Genomic DNA, 21,825 nt, shown 5'->3' with positions numbered 1-21,825 from the left:
ATTTTGTAAAAAAGATAGAAAAAAGAGAAATTATCTCTTTATTTTAATCATGATTTTTTTGCTGCATGCCTTGTAGGTTTTATCTCCTTTAAACTTGATTAGTGCTCTAAAATTGCCTTTTTTCTTCAATTTTATGGAAAATTTCGCTACACCTTTAGCATTTGTTTTTGCAGTATAAGTCTTACCATTAACCCTTAAGGTTATTTTCTTACCTTTTTTGAGGTAAGTCTTACCATTGTATTTGTTTTTAACAGTTTTTAAGGTAATTTTAATTTTTTTATTTTTGGTTTTAGCTTTAAACACCTTATTGGAGGCTTTTATTGAAGTTGATTTCTTAATCACTGTTAACTTTGTTTTGGCAACCGGGGCCTTAAGATACACATCATCACCATTGAAGGTGACTTTCATTGGGTATACCTTTGCAGTATTTAAATTGATTCGCAAATAAAATACACCATTTTTATTTGTTTCTACCTTATAAGTGACACCGTTTACAGTGATTTTTACTATCCTATTAACAACAGGCTTGTTATTCTCATCCAATAAGTAACCTTTGTAGTTTGCACCCCTTTCGCCTGCAAAGTAATCAGTTGCCAAGCGAGTGAAAGATGCAACAACCTTAATATGAGTGGCCTTTTTCTTAACAGTAATAGATTCAATAGAAGATTCAGACAAATATTTTTCATCGCCTGAATATATTATTTCTACAGTATGGTTTCCTACACTCAAATTAGATAACGGCACGCTAATAGTACCATTGTCTAATGGAAGATCTGAAATTTCATTACCGTCAAGTTTTATTGTTACATTGCCTTTAGCATCAATAGGCAAACTTACTTTAACAGCAGGAGTATCACCAACACTGACTTCAGACGGCAGTGTGACATTTAAGCTAGGAGTTATTGGTTCAAATTTAGCATTTACCTCAATATAAACAGAAGAAGTAGCATTCACATATTTTTCATCACCAGAGTAACTAACAACGGCCTCCTTAAAACCTTCAGTCAAATCAGAGATATTAATATATACATGACCCTTAGAAACATCACCTGAAACAGAATTGCCATCCACAGAAATAGTAACAGAACCAGAAGCATCAGAAGGCAACACTACACCAAACTCCGCAACATCACCAACACTAATATTGTTATCCGCTGAAACTGACATTGATGGGACAATCTTACTCACAACAAAAGTTTTATTAACAGTGCTTGAAAGATATTTTTCATCACCATAATAGATAACAACAGCATCCTTAGAACCACCGGACAAACCAGAAACATTAGCGATAGCGTTACCATTAGAAACATTAGTTGAATAGGATTCGCCATCAACAGTTACAGTAACCTCACCTGCAGCATCTGAAGGCAAACCAAAGACTACAATAACTGCAGATTCACCAACGCTGATGTTATTTACTGTTACGTGTATGGTTGTTTTGATTTTATTCACATTAAAGGTTACATTTAATTCATCATCAATATAATTTTCATCATCAGAATAAATTACTTTTGCAGTGTATGAACCTTCAGCAGACATTTTAATGCTAATATCAACTTTACCATTCACTACATTAGTAGAAGTGGATTTACCGCCATTAATAGAAACTGTAATTCTACCATTAGCATCATCCGGTAAAGTGACATTGAATACTGCAGATTCATCCACATTAATATCACCGACAGCAACTGTCATTGCCGGAACAATCTTATTAACGGTTATTGAATCTGAAACATTTGTTTTGACATAATTGGAATCGCCGTTATAGACTATAGCTACATCGTGAGAACCGGCATTTAACTTACCAACAGAAACGCTAGCCATAGCATTTTTAACGGTAGCATTATAATACTTGCCGTTCACAGTAACAGTAACCATACCAGTAGCATCAGACGGTAAATTAACTGTTACAACAGAATTATATCCATAATCGACTGCAGGAGCATCAACTGATAATGCTGCACTAACCTTATTTACCTCAAATGAATAACTAATAGATTTTTCATTATACTTACCATCACCACCATATTTGACATCCAATACTTTAGTTCCAGCAGTTAAACCTGAAACTGCAAATGTAACTTTAGAATCTTCAATAGTTCCAACATAATCATTGCCGTCAACAGTGATTGTCACTTCGCCAGAGGCATCAGATGGTACAGTGACAGTAACAACAGCATCAGAACCATAATCAATAGCTGGAGCTGCAACTGAAACAGAAGGATTAACCTTATTTACAGAAAACTGCTTTGAAACTTCAACAGAATTATACTTATAGTCACCAGTGTAAAATACTGTGGCAGTTTTAGAACCAAATGCCAAGCCAACAACACTAATAGTGGCCTTACCGTTAGAACACCTTGCAGATTGGGATTTGCCATCAACACTCACAGTTACATTGCCCGTAGCATCACTAGGCAAACCATAAACAACAAAGTTAGCAGAATCACCAACATTAATATCAGATACATTAACACCAATTCCGGCACTGATTTTATTTACATTGAATGTTACGTCCACTGCATTAGCCATATACTTTTCATCATTCGAATAGCTTACCTTTGCATAGAATGAACCTTCAACAGACATTTTAATGCTAATAAATGCTTTGCCATCCACCACATTAGATGAATTTAATTGACCGTTGTTGACAGTAACGGTAATCTTTCCAGAAGCATCGGTTGGCAATCCAGAAATCACAAAGTTAATGGAATCATCGACATTAATGTCATTGACTGAATCGACTGCGAAAGTTGTTTCAGTCTTTCCGACAGAAATCATGTTAGATTGAGTGGCGGAAACATATTTGTCATCCCCGGAATAAGTGATATTGTAATAATAATCTCCTTTTGTTAATCCTTCGATTTCAACTGTAGCTTTGCCATTTTTAATGGTTTTATTAGCTGATTTGCTTCCAACATTGACGGTTACAGTACCGGTTGCATCAGAAGGAAGAATTACCTCAAATGTTGCGATATCACCATATTTAATGTTATTAGTACTAACGTTCATATGAGGATTGTTTTTGAATACAGCAATATTTTTTGAATCTGAAATAGGATTATATTTCACATCTCCTGAATAGGATATGGATGCCTGATAGTTTCCTTCTTTCAGGCCAGAAATTTCAACTATGCATTCACCATTGGAAACAACAGCCGAATTAGATTTGCCTCCAACAATAACTGTTACATTGCCAGTTGCATCACTAGGCAAACCAGAAATCACAAACCCGGCTACTTCGCCTACATTAATATCGTTGACATCAACGGCGATTGAAGAATCAATCTTACTAACTGTTAAAGTAAAGTTAGTGCTATTGATAGGATATTTTACGCCATCTCCAGCAATAACTGTAATCAATGCTTTTCCAGATTTTATTGCAGTTATCATACCATTTTCATCAATTGTTGCAACTGTTGTATCATTACAGATATAGGTTACATTCGCCCTCACAGGAGTGACAATAGGACTAATAGTGACATTAGAACCGATTAATAAAGTCAAATTATTAAAATCAAGCTCAATGGTTGTATTTATTCCCCTTTCAACTACCAAAACCTGCTCATAAGCAACCGTAGTTGATGATTCAGGAGTGGAAATAAACCAGACCTCATTGTTCTGGTTAATTAAATTTGTTACGTTATATACAACTGGGCGACAATCATTAGGACTGTAATTAACAAAAGGATTTGAAATTGTCATATTATTGAAACTTAACTTATTGTTAAGACTGCTTGATCCGGTGAATACGTACCAATTAGCTTGATGTAAATTAGTTAAATCTATATTATTGAAATTCACGACAAATTTAAGTAAATCATCATATCCATCTGGATTATATAATGGGTAAAATACATCACAAATGTCGCTGAAGTAAACATCTTTAATATTGTCGCTTTCAGTTAAATTATACAATACATATAAAGTAGAAGGATATAAAGCGCAATATTTGGTTTTATTAATTATGAAACTATTATTTGCATTAACATTATAATAATCTGTCACATCGAATACCAAAAGACCATAGTTATATGCACCCCATATTCCAAGATTGCCCCTATCAATTTCATGAGACATATACTCTTCAAGGATATTATGGCCATTGAATTCTAGTGTCCAACCATCCGGGAAGAAAGATGTATCCCAATTGTAATTAAAGTATAATAACACTTTGACGATTTCGGCATCATCAGGAGTTTCAATATTCCAAGTTTCATTTCTAAACAGGGTAAATTGGTCTCCATATACACTTACATCTTGTGTAGATACAATAATATCCCCATTAATTGTATAATTCCTGTTAATAACATTATCATGGCCACCATACACATATGTTTTATTAAAGTATCCATTGTAAGCAAGTATTTTATCAGCACTAAAAGAGGAAATTATTTCCCCATCATATTTCACGTTTATAATGAATTTGATTAGATTATTATCCTGAGCTCCAGGCCATATTGACTTTTCATTTATTTCACGAATAGTATGATCAATTATTGATATGGTTGAAGACCCCTTATCAAGCGCTCCCACATAACTACCCAATTGTTCATCGGATTCATTAGAAAGTAATTCTATAGTTATGTTGTCTATTCGGGCATTTTCATTATTTGTTAATTTGATATCAAAGTAATTAATTACACCAGGATAAACACCTAAAGACCAAGGAGTGATTACATCACTGATAGATATTTTAGGCATTGCCTTTTTAACAAAGAAGGACATCTCATTATTAATACCTAAAACATCTACTGTAATTACCTCTTCTCCGGAAACTGTTGCATTATAAATTGAAGATAATTCATTGCTAATACTTGTTACGTTAGGAATAACAGTGCCCAAGGCCGCATCAACAACAATTGGCAAATCAGGCAAATCGCCTAAAACATCACCATTCTGATTACGGTTTAGAGAAGTGGCAACAGTAACTAAATCCCCAACATGGACAATTTCCTGATTAAGGGAAGTTTTCAATATTCTATATGAATTAACATTTCCATTTGTATAACTTAATGTAGGGCTTATGTCCTTATTTGAATTATTATTTCCCCACCAGTTATCTTCCAGTGAAGCTGTTGAAATGTTTGCAACATGAACAGATGAATCACCATCAAGCAAAACAGAGTTTTTAATTGTTAAACTGCCATCCCTATATTGATTGACTGATTTTCCTTTTCTTGTTTTATCTGTTAAGGTATTATTGTAAAAGACTGAATTGAAAATATTAACTGTATTATAAGAACAGATTGCCGCACCGGTTGACCAGCCATTATTTAAAATTTTATTGTTAGTAAACACTGAATGAGATATATTTAATAAAACATTAGTGATTTCGGCATTGATTGCACCACCGGCATACCATGCAGCATTATTTTCAAAACTGGATTGGCTAATGTCTGCTATTGAATATTTTAAGTTAATAGCTCCACCATAGCTGTTGGCATTTCCGGCAGTGTTATTAATGAACTTGCAGTTATCAACGTTTAAAATTGAATTGTTTGCCCATATTACACCACCGCGCTGATCATTGGCATTTGAAACATTCGCATTGGCAAATATTAAATTAGATAAACTAAGGGCGAATCCGTCAATATAAAATATTCTGCCTATATTTTTCGCATCAAGGATTACATTATCCCCAACACCAATAATGGAAGTATCTTTAGAAATCAGCAAACCGTTAACATCAGCATCATCAAGATAATTAACACCGCTAGCCACATAAATAGGATTGTCATCACCGACAATGCTTAATGCATGTGAAATGGTCTTTACGGCACTAGACCATCCAGCACCGTCATTAGAATCAAGACCGCCAGTGTAATTAACAAAAACAGTCCCTCTTTTTGCCAGGACATTAATGCCTAATGTGGAAACAGCACCATGAATATCAACGGTTATAGTGTCATTGCCCGCATTTTTTGCAATATAATTTGCTGTTGCAATTCCATTTAAAAATTTAGGGCTTGAAATATCAAAATCTCCATTAACTGCACTAAATACTATGGAAATATCTTTTGGAAGATTACTTAAATCAACATTTTGATTGTTTTGATTTTTGGATAAATCCACAACAATTGGAATTTGATTACCGCTGATGACACTGTCATTGGCTAAAATGGACAGCACCAAATAATTTTCAGGAGCCCATGCATTTTGATTATAGACAAAATCACTGAAAAGTGGAGTATTGCTTCCCCAATAACAATTTTCAAAAGTAACTGCAACCTTGCTACCATAAATTATTGAAGAGTCAGCTGCAGTGTTATTTATAAAAAAGCAAAAAGAACCAGTGATATCCTTACTGTTTAAAGCAGATAATGCACTTCCTCCTTTTTCTGCAAAATTATTTACAAAAATGTTGCCAGTACCCAAGGAAATTCCATTTGCGCCGTGAATCGCTCCTCCATAACCATATCTGTCTAATGCCTTATTTCTTTCAAATAGATTATTATCACCAATTGAACATGTAGAACCAGTTCCTAAATAAATTGCTCCACCACGATTGCTTGCAGAATTATTGATGAATTTACAGTCATTGATGTTTGATAAGGAACCTTTTTGTTGAATAGAAATAGCTCCTCCATTTGAAACGCTTCTGTCATTTACAAAAGTAACATTATTGATATCGGAAATTGAACCCATGTTTGAAGAAATCGCACCTCCACGAGAAGTTGCGTAACAATTAGATATAACTGAATTTGACATTGTCAATTTCCCATAGGATGTGGCACTGCCGCTTTCAATATATATGGCTCCACCATCACTTGAATAACCATCAGTTAAAGTTAAATTAGAAATAAATACTTCCGCATTTAAACCAATGCTAAATATTCTCTTATTATTATTCCCTGAAATAATCGAATTAACATTTTGACCGATAATAGAAACCTTTTGATTAATATTAATACCTTCAGCACCAGTGGAGTCACTTAAATAGGTGACTCCTTCAGCGACATGAATTACGCCGTCATCTTCTACAGATTCTAAAGACTTTTCTATTGTTTTGAAAGCATTATTCCAATCACTTCCAGAATTGTCATCATTTCCACGATTATAATCCACATAAACTTCCTTGGATGACACCCCATTTGATGAATCTGAATTAGTAGCTTGTAATTCCTCTAAATCATGAGAATTTTCAATATGGCTTAAATCATTTTCATTATCCATCAATCCAATTGTTGAATTATCCAAATCAGATGCACAAACATTGGATACTGATAATAATAAAGTAAAAATGAAAATTGCAAAAAATAAAAGCTTAAACTTATTTTTCATGATTCCACACGCCCCCTAATTTTCAACCATAATCAGTTTGCCCGATGAAGGGTCCTTATAAACTTTACCCATTTCCATATATCCCTGACCTGAACTATTAGAAGTGTCAGGAGTATCGTTTAATACTTGGCCTTCCTCCACTTCAGTCACATCCGGAGAAGAGTCTTGAATAGCACTTTGCTGAGGATTATCCTGGAAAACTACGCTTTGCATATTCCAACTAATTACTACAAAAATCAATAATCCAACAGCTATGACAAGCATTGCATCCACAAGATTGGAAGTTCCAGCCATAGGGTCTTCTTCACCTTCAGAAAATCTATTTTTACATTTTTTCCTAACCATGGACAAAACCTCTTACTGTTTTAATTTATCAATTAACGCATCGGCCAAAGCGTCTAGATTAGACAAGTACTCCTCATACCATCTGCGTCTTATTTTAGATACGAAATATCCGACCGCACCTGCACCAATACCGACAACTGTTGTATCAAATGCAACGATGATAGCACTTGCTAACGTGTTAACATCTCCAGCACCTAAAGCTGCAAGACCCGGACCCATTGGAATCAATGTGCCCATTAACCCTAAAGTAGGACCTATACGAGTTATAATATCTGTTCTTTCAATTTTTTTTGCAAACTTATTTTCTTCAAACTCGATCAATTTACGGGCTAAAGTCTGTCTAGACTCATTTGTCAATGAACTTGAACGTAAAATCTTGATTAAAATAACTTTTTGAGATTCATAGATTTTAGCGTTTTTAATTAAATCCTTTATTTCCTCTAATGAATTTGCATTTGATATGGAATAAATTAGATCTTCAATCAGATTAGCTGAAACATTTTTCCTGGAGGTATATTCAGCTACCAAGCTTCCAAGGGTAAGTACCGCAAATATTGCAAAGATTATCAGGAATATGATTACAGGAATCTGTAAACTCTGTGAAATCATATTCAAACCAGATGTTAATATATCACTACCGGGAACTGTTGTTACCATATTATCACCAATCAATCAAAATTACTAGTTCTTTTGGAAATGATGCCTCCAATTAGCATCACTGCCAATATTAAAATCATTACAATTGATACATTATCCATTGAAGCTATTGTAATTGCATCCATTGGATTTTGAATCATTGCAGTAATATTCGGAAGGAACAATGCTGAAATCAGGAAATAAATACCCAAAAAGAACATAAAATTCCCTAAAACAATAGGATACGGTTTATCAATGAACTTAACAATATAGTTTGATGCGAAATAGGTCAGCACAATTGTTAAAACCAATGCTCCGGCAACAACCAAACTCAAATCCATCAAACCTAAACCAACAGTAGGGGCCACCAACATGATACTTACTATTATTGAACCAAAACAGCATGGACATGGCGCAATTACTGCCATACATGTAGCTGCAGTAGTATTTCTTTCAAAAACCTTATATTCCCTAATTGTAAAAATGCCTGCAAGAATCATGATTGCAGCCATGATTAAAAAGAATTCGAAATTATAAGTATAGATTAGATTGGTTATCTCCTCTGTGAAAAATGAGGAAATTTCAGTTAAAATTAAAACTCCTCCACCATAACCTATTGAAACTAACGCCAAATATTTTTTTGACATGTTGGCCAAACCTGTAGCCAATCCTAATTTGATTCCAAAAATCAAAACAGCTGACAATATCCCCAATTGCCATAATATGCTAACTACATCCATCTATTACACCTACCTCATTTCATTGAAAAGTTTATCTAAATCAGTTATTTTTTCATCATCGTCCTTATTTCTGAAATAACCCACAGCAATTACTCCTATCAAACATAAAACACCTAAAACAGCAAGTATGGACAAACCAACTTCACTTGCTGATTGTTGAGTAATCGGATTTATTTCAATTGATTTTTTTACATTCGCATTTTCTGCATCACTTACTTCATTTATGCTTGAAGAATCCCCTTGATAGCTAGGATCTCCAACGGCTTCACTTTGGCCATTGACCCCAATGTTTGAAACAGTTTGTCCATTTGAATTCTGCATGTTTGAAGAGGATGAATTTGAAACAACATCGGAAGAAGTATTATTGGAAACAGTACCTGAATTCATTGCATTTCCTTGACCCGGATTTGGATTTGAAGCATCAGTATTACTTTCAGGATTATCAACTGCCTGTTGATTAGAATCTAAAAATACTGGATTGCGTGTTGCTTCATATAATTTAGGAAGTAATTGAGCTAAAATATCCGGATTGACATACTGAACTGCCCATTGCATCATAGCAATATTTCCACAACTGCAGTCACAGCATGCGACTCCATTTTGAACTGTAGCTTGAGCCCATGAGTTTGCGATATCCCTTATTGTAGCATCACTTGCATCCCAATATCCGTCATGGATTGTAGTCAACATGGTACCACTCATAGAAATGAATGAATATGCATTATTTCCACTCATCAACCAGTCTTTAACACCTAAACCGTATTTATCATTATAATAAGTGTTGTAAACCCTGTTCCACAAATCATTTGAAACTGAAGTAGGCCTTGTTACCTGCCAACCGTGTAAATTACTTACAAACTTATTAGACATGTATCTAGCACCGCTGTATCCTTCAGCCATCATGCCCTTAATCCATTCAGGATTATCGTATCTAGAGGCGATTTCAGCATACATTACCTCTTCGAGTGATGCAATATATGCGCTGTTCCTGTTTGCATACATCAAGACATTCATTTTTGGAGTTTTACCTGATACATGCTCAACAGCCATAGAAAGACCTCCCCAATAATCGAAGAAGTCATCATTATCCAAAACACCATATTGATTTGTATTACGGCTTGTAACAATTGTGTCTGAGTTGGATAAAGCTCTAAGGAAAACTAACGGGTTTGTGTCACCCCAATAATTTTTGGAATACATGTTACCCATTCTGCCCAAATAAAATTCAGCTAATTGGTCAGTGTCATTCCATGTCCATGACATTGAAACCAATTTTGAGATTCCCGCACCATAATCCCCATTAGGAGGTGCAAAAATACGAGTTATAGCACATTCACCGGCATATGTTGAATTGTATCCTATGCTTAAATAATATAAGCAATCTTCTAGCCAATGTTTTGCAACATAATTATCATCTAAGGACTCTTTTGAAACACCGTAATATCCAATTCCATCCATGACAAAGTCAATAGCTTCTTTTATCTGATTTCCATATTCTCCATTCATTAAAGTCTTGTTTGAAGTGATTGTCAAATAGGACCTTGCCAGTGCAACTCTAAATGCGTTATCCATAAGAATAGATTGTGAAGAATATAAATCTCGGAATAAACCACTGGTGATAACGGTTACATCAATTCTCTTTTTATCCCAACCGCCTGGGCGAGTTAAATCATCTAATAAAACATATTGAGGCATTGATTTGGTTTTTTTACCCATCTCCTCATCATGGTCATGATTATCAGTAAAACCAGCACTTGGAGAATCAGTCCATACCGGTTTCATACCGAGCAAATAAAGAACGCTAGCAACTAATGCCCCATCGTCTCTTGCGGTTTCAACACACCATATTCCCATTATAACTTTCTCAGTAGTGTCATTCAATCCGGATAAAGTCAAAAGAGCAAGAGTTTTTGCATATTCCCATGCCTCTTCAGTAGGAAGTTCACGGGATTGATCTTGATACATATTCCTACCTGTTGGAAGAACTATTGGTTTAAGTATAATCTCCCCACCTTCACTGATCGGGATATATCTTCCATTCAAACCGTCAATCATTGCATTCAATTCTGTTGAAACACTTGTATTAATCAAATTAATATATTCCTTACCTAGTTTAAGGCAATAAAGGAAGTCTGAATTGTTAAACTTACTATTTTGATTTACCAATGTATTGTATACAGTATCAACATCCCAATATATCAATGCCTTACAGATATCATAGGATTTATTCAATACAACTTCCCTTTCAAGAGCGGATAGGCTATCATAATTTTTAGAATAAAGATAATCTGATAATTCTTTAAATATATTAGTTTCACCTTTATAATTCTCCAAATCAAAATCGAAAGACAGCATTGCAGTAACTGTACTTGCCAAATCATGTTCCGTCCAATATTGACCTAATGCATGAAGTCCTAATGGATATAATGTAGATAATGTTGATTTTAGGAAAGTGTCAACCTTTTCAACAAGCACCACAGAACTTAAATTCATGACTTCCTCTTTTGTAAGGCCTATGTTTGTGGAATAATCATGAGTTACAATCAAATCTCGCAATTGCTCGGCAAATTCCTCTTTTAAATCATTATTGTTAATATTATAATAGTAATCTATTAAATTAGCCGCAACTGTCAAGTTTCCATATAAGTGAGTATAAGACATTGGAGAAGTTAAATGGGAAATTAAAACCGCGAATCCTCTTCTTTTAGCTTGAATAGCTTCACCTAAACCATCACTGATATAGAAGTACAATTGAGGAACATCTCCAACAACAATGGACCCGTAATCTGTTGCAGATAAGAGAACCTCTTTTCCTGGCAACCATTCGTGGGTTGCATGCCTTCCGACAAACACCATAGCATTAGGATGGTATGTTTGCATATAATAAAAAGCGGCCAAATATTGATGTGTTGGAGCCACGGCAGTACAGTGATAAAGGTTTTCAATGTCAGCTTCCCAACCTCTTTGAGGTTCCGGTGCAACAAAAATATTTCCAAAGGTCAATCCAGGAATAACAAAATAATCTGTTCCATTCCTATTTACTACCATCACCTCTCCAGGTGACTCTCCCCAACCATTTAATCCTGAAACATTTAATTGCTTAAATTCTTCATAATACTGCAAGAACAAATCATAATATTCCGGTGAAAAGGTGCTTGTGTATTTCTTTAAAGCATAAACGATATTTTTTAGAACAGCCGTACTCTGGTCTATATTTTCATCAGGAAGCAAAGCTGCAACTTGATTATACCAATCATCAATAGTATCTCCGATTGTCGCATTGTATCTTAATTCAACAGCTCTTTTAGCCAATTCACCGATATATGCAACTGGACCTTCACGAACCTGAATCTTTACAATCTCATCCAAATTATTAAACCAGTCAGTATATTCGCTGACAGGAAGCAATACCACATCAGATTGATTCGCTAACTTTTCAAGCTCACCGGGCGCCCATGTAGCTACATTAATACCGCATTTCAACATCATGTCCTCAAGTTCAGAAACATTATCCGGCAAATCACCAACATTGTAACCTTGACCTTTTAAAGTATAAAGGATATTATAAATACTTGTAATACTATCCAAGTAACTTGAACCTATGTTTTGCTTTCCAGGAGGATAGTTATAATAAACAATTGAAATGGCTTTTTCGCTGTTAAGCGCATATCTTAAATCCGCCCATGCATCAATCCTATCTGTCAACAACTCAATATTACGTTCGTATGGAATATAGGTTACAATTCTAGCCCCGGTCAAATCTGAAATATAACCATCTGCACCACCTATAAATGTTGCATCTATTATGCCCTGTGCTTCCGCAATGGAAATATGCCACCATTTATCACTTTTTTCGGTTGTCAGACCGCTGGTTCCTAACTCCCACTGTTCATTTGAAACATAATCTGAGTGAACTGCCCTAAATACTGGAACCCCAGTTTCTTCGAAAAATTTATTTGTATTAGAAAAGTCCTCTCCACCTATTCCATATGCAACAACAGACACGATTGCATCAACATAAACCTCATATTTGGAAGAATTCTGTAGGAATCCTGAAATATCCTCCCCGGCACTAGTAAAAGACTCCACCATTACTTTTAATTGTTCAGGAGTTGCACCTGCTGCAAAAACCGGAATGACATTATACCCTTTTGATTCCAAATCTTCAATTATTTGATATGTAGGGTGCAATTGCTGAGATGAAATATACATTGTACTTTCTAAAATACCGATAGTGCGAGTATTGGAAGGATTGAAGTAAGCTGCCTTATATTCCTCAAGACTAAACCATTTATCTCTATAAATACCATATTGCTGTGAACCTGTAAAGCTTGGCTCGTCATAGTCAACATCAAATCCAAAATAGTTCAGAACATATAAAATCTGATTTTTCAAATTATCCTTATCATTTATGTCCTTATATAACACCATCTTGTTAAACAATTCTCCAAATTTAGCCCCCTCGCCATTTAAAAAACTGACCACAGCATCATATGAGAATCCCCTTTTTGTGCTTTGGAAATATGAAATCAGTTCTTCACTGCCTAATGATGAAAAAATCTTATTATAATTAATTGCAGAACTTTTAATTAAAGATATTGAAGAAGATTCTGAATTTAAATTACCTGATGGCGGTTCCAATATAAGAAATAGTTCTTTATTTGATAAATCAGGGTATTTTTGTAATGTGCTTGTTAAAACTGCATCCACATCAGTACTAACCCATTCGCCTATAAATCCATCACAAGAACCTAATAGACTGACAAATTCAGATTCATCCATTTCCTTCACTTGAGCACCACTTCTTACAACAATATTAACATTTTCTTTTAAATTAGGGTGCTCATCAAATAAATCCCTGCTAGCGGCATCTAATATATTGGTTCCGGGGTTATCACTTACTATAAATAACGTTACGTTAGAATTTTTTTTACCATCTGATGAAGCTGAAGATTGGATTTCATTATCGGCAAAATTCAAAGATTCATCGAAATCCTCTCTTTCAAGATTTGAATTATCAATTTCCTCAATTGCTTGATCTTGCTGGATTATATCATTAGATAAAAATGTATCATTGCCATCATCTTGAGCATAGACCACATTGAATGAAATGCAAATTAATATAATAACAATCATCAAATAGGAACATTTTTCTTTTCTAGATATCATAACAACCAATATTTTAACTAATTTAATAATATGGTATATTTATAAAAATTATTATTAATAAATATAATTAAAGTATTACTAATTGGATAAAAAACCTATAAAAAGTAATAATTATGAACAATTAAAATTTCAGCGAAACATAAATTGGTGATTATGTAATTATTAATATGTAATAAAATCCGGTTTAATTCTCCATCAAATACTTACTTTATTTTTTATAAAATTACATAATATTTATAATCTTAAAAACACAATATAGTATTATAATAAAAGGGATAATTATGAAATTTGGGAAAGGTATTGTTAAAAAGTATATTCGGGAGTATAATCGTACACTGAAAAATGGTGAACGAAAAAAATATACCACTGAGCAAATACAAATCACTGTTCCAAAAACAGAAGACATCTATGAAAATGAGGAAGAAGTCTTGATTATCCCAAATAGTGAAATTGAAAACTTCATGAATATGCAAGAAGAGAATGATTTTTTAAAAGTAGCTAATTATTTTTATGTTGAGGAAGTGAGGCAATTGACTGAAGAAATTAAAGAATATTCTAACTCTTCTAATTTAGAATATGAAAAAGAAATTGAAGAGTTAAAAGCAAAAATTATTTCTCTAAAAGATATCGAAGAAAAATATAATGCTTTGAAACAAAGCAATATTGACTCATTAAAAGAAGAAAATGAAACAATCAGAGACAAACATTCCAAATTGATTGTAGAAAACGAAAACCTAAAAACAAAATTTGTCAATATTAAAACCGAAAATGAAAATTTGAAAACCAAATATTCAAGCATTAAAGAAGAGAATAAAAATCTTAAAACCAAATGCACTACCCTAAAAGAAGAACAGGCTTCAATTAAAGATAGCTACAATCAAGTTTCAACCAAATACGATCAATTGAAACAGGAAAACCTCAACACAAAAACTAGTTACGCTGAAATATTTGAAATGAACGAAGATTTGGAAAAAGATTACGAACAGCTTCGTTTAGAATATAATGAATTGGTTGATAAATTCAACGAAGCAGAAGAAGAATTATATAATTTAAAAGTAAATAAAACTCGTGATGAGTATATCGCAAGTAAAGTTAAAGAATTTATTTTAAAAAGTGGAAATTAAAGAGTTTTATAATCATCTTGGAACTCTGGATTCCATCTTTTAAGTCCTGGAATAAAAGTAGCTGTAATGGCAGTTGCATGAGTTTCAGGCAATCTATCATTTTTTGCCATCATTTCTTTTGTTTTCCTGACAATCATTTCCTCTAAAGTGATATCCGGTTCTGTATATTCACCATTCTGATAACAATCACAGCAAAATTCAGGATTTAAACTTCCATCCTTATTGGTTCCGTACTCTTCTTTTACAATCGGTCTTCCACATGAATTGCAAAATCCCATAAAAACACCTTAAAAAAAAAAATAGTTGTAAATTAGAATAAATCTAATTTACTAGTCGTCTTTTACTTCAATATTTTCATCTTCATCCATTGCAAGTCTCATATTGTCTGGATCTGGGTCGAAATGTTCTAAGAAGTCTTGTGCTGCTCTTCTTACATCTCTAGAACCAATGATGTATCTACCTGCAATAATGATGTTTGCACCTTTCTCAATAGCTTCTGCAACATTGTTAGGTTTGATTCCTCCAGCAACAGCAATTAAACCTTTATCACCGAGAAGTGCTTTAATGTCTTTAATGTTACCCCATTCAGTCATGTCACTGGTGTCTTCACCGTGTTCTGCCCTGTAGGTTTCCATATCAACATTTCTGTGTAATAAAACAATGTCTGGTTTTAAGTCTTCAGGCAATTTTGCTAATTTTTTCTCAAATTCAGCAACGTTCATCATATCAAGGATGGAGTAGATACCTTGTTTTTGAGTTTCATGGATTGCTTTAGCAATAGATTCGACAGTACCGAGACCGGAAATAGCAACTGCATCTGCAGTTTCATCTGCAGCCATTTTAACTTCTACACGACCGACATCTAAAGTTTTTAAGTCAGCAATAATGAATGCATCTGGACGTAAAGCTCTGATTTTACCAATGATTCCAACACCGAATTTTTTAACGAGTGGAGTTCCAGCTTCGAGAAGAATTCTGTCATTATCAGGTAAATCGTTGATAATTCTTTCCATAGCAACTTCATTATCCAAGTCAAGTGCAACTTGTAAGTAAGGTGGAGACCAAAGTTTTTTGACTTTGAATCCCATGATTGGGTGAGTTCCACGATCTTTTTCTGCAAGTACTTTTTCAATAGATGGGTATCCTTCCATTGCTCTTCTGATAGCTAATTTTGTTGCTCCGTAATTGTATTGGTAGATTTTTCTGAAATCTTTTGCAGAAGGATCGATAAATACGCTTACATTGATAACAATGTCTTCAACGATTTCTTTTGGAATGTATCCGTCTTCTACTGCATCAGCCACTGCTCTTGCAACGGCAGTTTGTGCAGGTCCAAATATTTTACTAGCGTCTTCTAAATCACCGACAGTTACTTTAGGAATGATTAAAGTAGCCGGCTTAGTCATTAAATTAGGTCTGATTACACTTGTTAATGGAGTGTGGCCTACGGAAAGGTTAGATAAACCATTAGCGAAAGCTTGACCAACAGGTCCGAATTTGTCACCGATTAATAAATCAATGTGTGCTAATTCAGGGCCGTCTCCAATAAGAGCTTCTCCTATTTTATACATTGGGTCCATTAAATTTCCTCCGTTAAATATAACATATTATAGTTTATTTTTATTTGTAAATATAATTATTGGAAGTTAATCCTTCTTGAAATATCCTTAGGTAAAGGCAATCTTCTGAAAGGTTTTCCTTCGCATTTATCATTGATTTCAGCTATTAATTCATCAACTGTCATTTCGACTTTTTCGCCGGTTTCACGGACAGTTACTTGGAATTTTCCGGATTCAACTTCCTTATCTCCAATGACAAAAATGTATGGAATCCATTCTTTAGCTGCATTTCTGATTTTCTTACCGACACTTTCATCCCTATCGTCAATATCCACACGGATGTTTGAAGCGTTGATTTTTTCATATAATTCATTCGCAAAATCAACGTGAGATTCTCCAACTGTGAGAATTCTTGCTTGAATTGGACTTACCCAAGTTGGCAACATCGGAGCTCTTTCATTGATTTCAATTGCAGTTTTTTCAAGCATTGCGCATAACACTCTTTCAATACTTCCGGTTGGGGAAGTGTGTAGGATTGTAGGGTTATGTTGCTCGCCGTCTTCACCTAAATAGGTAATGTCAAATCTTTTACCGCTTTCAACATCTATTTGAACAGTTGGGTTTTCGATTGGACGACCTAAAGCATCGATATTCGCCAAGTCGATTTTACATACCCAGTAATGGTGTCTTTCTGGCAAGATTTCTAAAAGAATTGGTTTTTCAAATTTACGAGCGATTTCGTACATCCACTGCTCATTTTCTTCAAAGAAATCCTGTGTTGCTCTGAAAATAACTTCAAAATCTAAATTCAAGTCTTTACCTGTTTGCATACACATGTCAGTTTGAGCTGAAAATTCTTCTAAAGAGGATGGCACGTCACAACAGAATGAGTGACAATCCGGCATGGTAAATGCTCTTAGTCTTTTAAGACCAACGACTTCCCCTTTTTTCTCATAACGGAAACTGTATCTTGTCAATTCAAAAATCTTTGCAGGGAAATTTTTCCAGGTCAAGTATGAATCACTCATTAATCTGAATGCACCGAAACAAGCTGCAAATCTAAGCATTAATTTCTTTTTAGTATCGGTTCTGTATTGTCTTTCACCGAACTTGTATGCATGTTCATAAATAGCCTGGTTATCCAAATCATAGAAAATTGGAGTTTCTACAGGCATTGCTCCACGGCTTACAGTTAAATCATAAACATAATCGGATAATAGATCTCTAATTAGCTTTCCTTTAGGATACCATCTTAAGTTTCCGACATCAGAAGCAGGCTCATAATCACAAATTTCCTTTTCCCTCATCAATTTGACGTGTGGAGGTTCACCTTCATCAGATGCACCTTGTCCGAGTTCATAATCAACGAGCTGTTTGAAAGCCCTATTATCAAACTTGAAGTCTTCGATTTGAGTGATTTTGTCCCCTTCAAGAATTTGCCATTTAGAAGGTTTTCTTTCAACTTTTTCCTCTTCTTCACTATCGGCAGTGATAGTTCTTGAAAGTTCACTTAATGGGTGACCCTTACAGGAAATCTCGAATGCCTTATACCATCCGAAAGGTACTCTTTTAACGTTAAAGTCTTCAGCGAGTAAAGCTTCTTCTGCATCTTTTAGGATTTGTACAGCAACTTTAGGAGAACTTAATGAGGAAGACAAGTGAGCATATGGATATAACACAATATTTTCAGCTTTAACTTGGTCATTAGTTTTCTTAACTTCACTGACTAAATTTTTAACAATACCTTCTGGATTATTTTCATCATCTTTTTCAACAGCTGTAAATACTACTAAAGAGTCATCGAAGGAACCTTCTTTTTTAGCTTCCTCTATATCTTCAGCTACAGGTGTTTTATTCTTTACATTGTAATTTAAATAATCAGAATGAATTAATAAAATTCTCATTTAACCACCATATATTATGATTTAAATTTTATTTTTAATATTATATAAAATGATTTATAATACAAAAATTGTTATATAAAGAAGATTTAAATTAATATTCATGAGAATTATTTTAGCAGGAACCGGCAGTGCAGTTGGAAAAACAACAATAGCTACCGGAATAATGAAAGCCTTAAGTGAAAAATTTAATGTCCAGCCGTTCAAAGTTGGACCGGACTATATTGACCCATCCTACCATACATTAGCTACAGGAAACGTTTCAAGAAACCTGGATTCATTCTTTATGAAAGACGGCCAAGTCAGGGATTCCTATCTAAAGGCTATGGATGGAAAAGATATTGCTGTTATTGAAGGCGTTAGGGGACTGTATGAGGGAATCGATTCCGTTAATGATATAGGCAGCACCGCTTCAATTGCAAAATCCTTAAAGGCCCCTGTCATTTTAATCATAAATTCAAGAAGTCTGGTAAAAAGTGCAGCAGCATTGGTTTTGGGCTTTAAAGCGCTTGACCCTGAAATCAACATTGCAGGAGTTATCCTGAACAAGGTTAAAAACCAAGCCCACTATGAAAAAACCAAACGGTCCATTGAAGAAATTACAAAGACTGAAGTTATCGGAGGAATTGTCCGTGACGACAACATTTCCATTGAACAAAGACACTTAGGCCTTGTTCCTGCTCGCGAAAGGGAAAATTCTCTTAAGTTTATTGACATATGGTCAGAAGTCATTAAAAATTCAATCGATTTGGACAGATTGGTGGAAATCGCTAAAACCGCTCCAAAAATTACCTCAGATATTGTGCCTATCTGGAACAAACTGAATAAGCAACCTGTTAAAATTGGAGTTGCATATGATGAAGTTTTCAATTTCTATTATATGGAAAACATTGAGTCATTGGAAGCGAATAACGCTAAAATAGAATATTTCTCACCATTGAACGATGAAGAATTACCTGATGTTGATGGATTGTATATCGGTGGAGGATACCCTGAGCTGTTTTCAAAAGAGCTTAATGCAAATGAAAATATGCTATCACAAATCAAGCAGTTCCACTTAGAAAGTAGGCCCATATTTGCCGAATGTGGTGGTTTAATGTATCTTATGAATTCCATCCACGAAGATAAAATGGTAAATGTATATCCTTATAAGTCTATTTTAACAGATAGAGTGCAAGCACTAAAATATACAATAGCTGAAGTCACAAAAGACAACATCATATCCAAAAAAGGTGAAAAGTTCCACGGCCATGAGTTCCACTATTCAAAAGTCATTGTAGATAAAGACAACATCAAACATGACCTGGCATTCAACATTTTAAGAGGAAAAGGCTCCTATAACAACCAAGACGGATTCATGGAGAAAAATACGCTTGCAAGCTATGTCCACACACATGTGGCGGCTATGCCTGATTTTGGTGGAAACCTTGCAATTTCAAGCTATGAGCTTGGCGGATAAATCATGAAACTTGAAAAAATCGATTTTTTTAGCCCGCCAATTGTTGTAGTCGCAATACTGGCCTTTTTAATTATGGGCTACATCGGTTCATTCAACTACAGGTTTGAAGACCCGCTGAACCCAGAAGTGATTCTGACAATTTTGTTTTCCTGTCTGATTTTTGCGGTTGGAACAATAGCCATAAAATACAAAATCCAAATTGAGGATGTAAAAGAAATCGATTTTCTATCTGAAAATATTCTGTTAATTCTTGTTTCAATAGCTTTAGTGCTGCAAATTTTGAATCTTGTTTTGATTGGTGGAATACCTCTTTTCAATAGCGTTTTAAAATCAAATGCAACAACAAACATCTGGAGAATAGCCTATCCTCTATTCCTGATTATGATCAACATCCTGCTTGCAAAATACTACGATAAAAAATATTTGCTTTTAGTGGTTTTAGGAGCGTTGATTTTCGGCCTTAACGGCTACCGGACATCAGTTCTTGGAATTCTTGGAAGTACATTCATTACAATTTATTATCTTGACAAAATATCCAAAAAATTAGGAATCATATTTGTTGCAGTTATTGCAATAGTAATAATGGCCATCGGATATATCGCATCCCAATCAATTGCAACACAGCACTGGACTTTGAATCCCTTGGAATTGGTGTTTTATAGAGCTGCATTCACATTGGAAGTGTTTGAAAAGATCATTCCTCTTGGAGCAAGCACACATGGACATGTCCTAAGCCTAATTTTCTCATCAGGCAGCCCAAGGACATTTATCGGAGAGCATGTGCTGCACTATACGGTTTGCCTAACTTCCACATTATTCGGACCGGTTTACCTTGATTTCGGATTAATAGGCCTCACAATTCAAATGCTGGTTATGGGAATTTTCTTAGAATTAATCTACAAATTAAAAAAAGGAATAGGAGTTGGGATTTACTCCATAATAGTAACACACACATTGATTTGGATAGAAACTGGACCAACAGACATTATGATTTGGTTCTTATATCTTCTTGGATTAATTTTAATAGCAATTAATTTTAATTATATTTGGTTCTTATATCTTCTTGGATTAATTTTAATAGCAATTAATTTTAATTATATTAAATTAAACAAAAATTAATATAATTAATATAATCAATGAAATAAAGAATATGAATGTTCCTTTGACAATAAAATCGCTGTTTCTATCAGCATATAATGATAAACCATAAGAAAGGGCCAATGCTACAACCATCTCAATCAATCCAGTTATTCCGGCATCCATTTTCAATAGGTTTCCTGCAATAAATGAAAGAACATATGATGCGACAACAACCAAAACAATCAGGACTATTGGATTTTGAATAAGATGATAGAACAATGAATCACTGCCGAATGCACTGCTGCGAGAATTATAGTTATATAATGTAGTAGTACCTCTTGATAATCCTCCACTATTTCTTCTAGAGCTTCCCCTATTCAAAAGAGAGGATAATCCCCTATGCTTGTCTTCATCAACTTGCCTATATAAGGTATTCTGATAGACAACAGGATTCTGTTCACGTCTTTGCATTATATATTCCATATCAGAAGCGTCATAAGTGTATTCCGGGTATTCCTCATCAATATA

General features: G+C 34.3%; 11 protein-coding genes and 1 pseudogene. 3 read left to right on the top strand and 9 right to left on the bottom strand.

Features of this window, described 5'->3' with window-relative positions:
• Positions 1-30: 30 nt before the first annotated feature.
• Genes QZU81_RS06805 through QZU81_RS06785 form a run of 5 tightly spaced genes read right to left on the bottom strand, consistent with a single transcriptional unit; the run spans position 31 to position 14,174 of the window.
• Positions 31-7,284, bottom strand: coding sequence for an Ig-like domain repeat protein (locus QZU81_RS06805; protein ID WP_295590613.1), 7,254 nt, complete (start codon positions 7,282-7,284; stop codon positions 31-33).
• Positions 7,285-7,299: 15 nt separating this feature from the next.
• Positions 7,300-7,629 carry a DUF2149 domain-containing protein gene (locus tag QZU81_RS06800; RefSeq protein ID WP_292852443.1) on the bottom strand — a complete coding sequence of 110 codons (330 nt, stop codon included), beginning with the start codon at positions 7,627-7,629 and terminating at the stop codon, positions 7,300-7,302.
• 12 nt (positions 7,630-7,641) lie between these two features.
• Entirely contained in the window at positions 7,642-8,286 is a 645-nt protein-coding gene (locus tag QZU81_RS06795; RefSeq protein ID WP_295590609.1) for a MotA/TolQ/ExbB proton channel family protein, read from the bottom strand.
• Positions 8,287-8,297: 11 nt separating this feature from the next.
• Positions 8,298-9,005, bottom strand: a complete 708-nt coding sequence (locus QZU81_RS06790) for a DUF2162 domain-containing protein (protein ID WP_295590607.1) — start codon at positions 9,003-9,005, stop codon at positions 8,298-8,300.
• 9 nt (positions 9,006-9,014) lie between these two features.
• Positions 9,015-14,174, bottom strand: a complete 5,160-nt coding sequence (locus QZU81_RS06785; RefSeq protein WP_295590605.1) for a cobaltochelatase subunit CobN — start codon at positions 14,172-14,174, stop codon at positions 9,015-9,017.
• 281 nt (positions 14,175-14,455) lie between these two features.
• Between QZU81_RS06785 and QZU81_RS06780 the strand changes: the two genes are divergently transcribed.
• Complete coding sequence (locus tag QZU81_RS06780; RefSeq protein ID WP_292852431.1) at positions 14,456-15,298, top strand: phosphoserine phosphatase; 843 nt, start codon at positions 14,456-14,458, stop codon at positions 15,296-15,298.
• On the opposite strand, the gene QZU81_RS06775 is transcribed toward QZU81_RS06780, so the two are convergent.
• From QZU81_RS06775 to QZU81_RS06765, 3 genes are all read right to left on the bottom strand, one after another.
• Complete coding sequence (locus QZU81_RS06775) at positions 15,295-15,576, bottom strand: zinc ribbon domain-containing protein (protein ID WP_292828756.1); 282 nt, start codon at positions 15,574-15,576, stop codon at positions 15,295-15,297. The genes QZU81_RS06780 and QZU81_RS06775 overlap by 4 nt on opposite strands.
• Positions 15,577-15,627: 51 nt before the next feature.
• Complete coding sequence (locus QZU81_RS06770) at positions 15,628-16,869, bottom strand: bifunctional 5,6,7,8-tetrahydromethanopterin hydro-lyase/3-hexulose-6-phosphate synthase (RefSeq protein ID WP_292852452.1); 1,242 nt, start codon at positions 16,867-16,869, stop codon at positions 15,628-15,630.
• Between the two features lie 65 nt (positions 16,870-16,934).
• Positions 16,935-18,761 carry a threonine--tRNA ligase gene (locus QZU81_RS06765; RefSeq protein ID WP_292852428.1) on the bottom strand — a complete coding sequence of 609 codons (1,827 nt, stop codon included), beginning with the start codon at positions 18,759-18,761 and terminating at the stop codon, positions 16,935-16,937.
• A gap of 100 nt (positions 18,762-18,861) precedes the next feature.
• On the opposite strand from QZU81_RS06765, the gene cfbB reads away from it, so the two are divergent.
• Both cfbB and QZU81_RS06755 read left to right on the top strand, forming a co-directional pair.
• Positions 18,862-20,217 carry a Ni-sirohydrochlorin a,c-diamide synthase gene (gene cfbB, locus QZU81_RS06760; RefSeq protein ID WP_295590602.1) on the top strand — a complete coding sequence of 452 codons (1,356 nt, stop codon included), beginning with the start codon at positions 18,862-18,864 and terminating at the stop codon, positions 20,215-20,217.
• Between the two features lie 3 nt (positions 20,218-20,220).
• Complete coding sequence (locus tag QZU81_RS06755; RefSeq protein WP_295590600.1) at positions 20,221-21,336, top strand: oligosaccharide repeat unit polymerase family protein; 1,116 nt, start codon at positions 20,221-20,223, stop codon at positions 21,334-21,336.
• Here the strand turns inward: QZU81_RS06755 and QZU81_RS06750 are convergent.
• A pseudogene (locus QZU81_RS06750) lies at positions 21,322-21,825 on the bottom strand (restriction endonuclease); the annotation flags it as partial. The gene QZU81_RS06755 and the pseudogene QZU81_RS06750 overlap by 15 nt on opposite strands.

Origin of the sequence: uncultured Methanobrevibacter sp., from assembly GCF_902770715.1 — an archaeon.
GTDB lineage: Archaea > Methanobacteriota > Methanobacteria > Methanobacteriales > Methanobacteriaceae > Methanocatella.
Note: the sequence above shows the minus strand (reverse complement) of the source record. Positions and strands in the feature narration are given on the sequence as shown.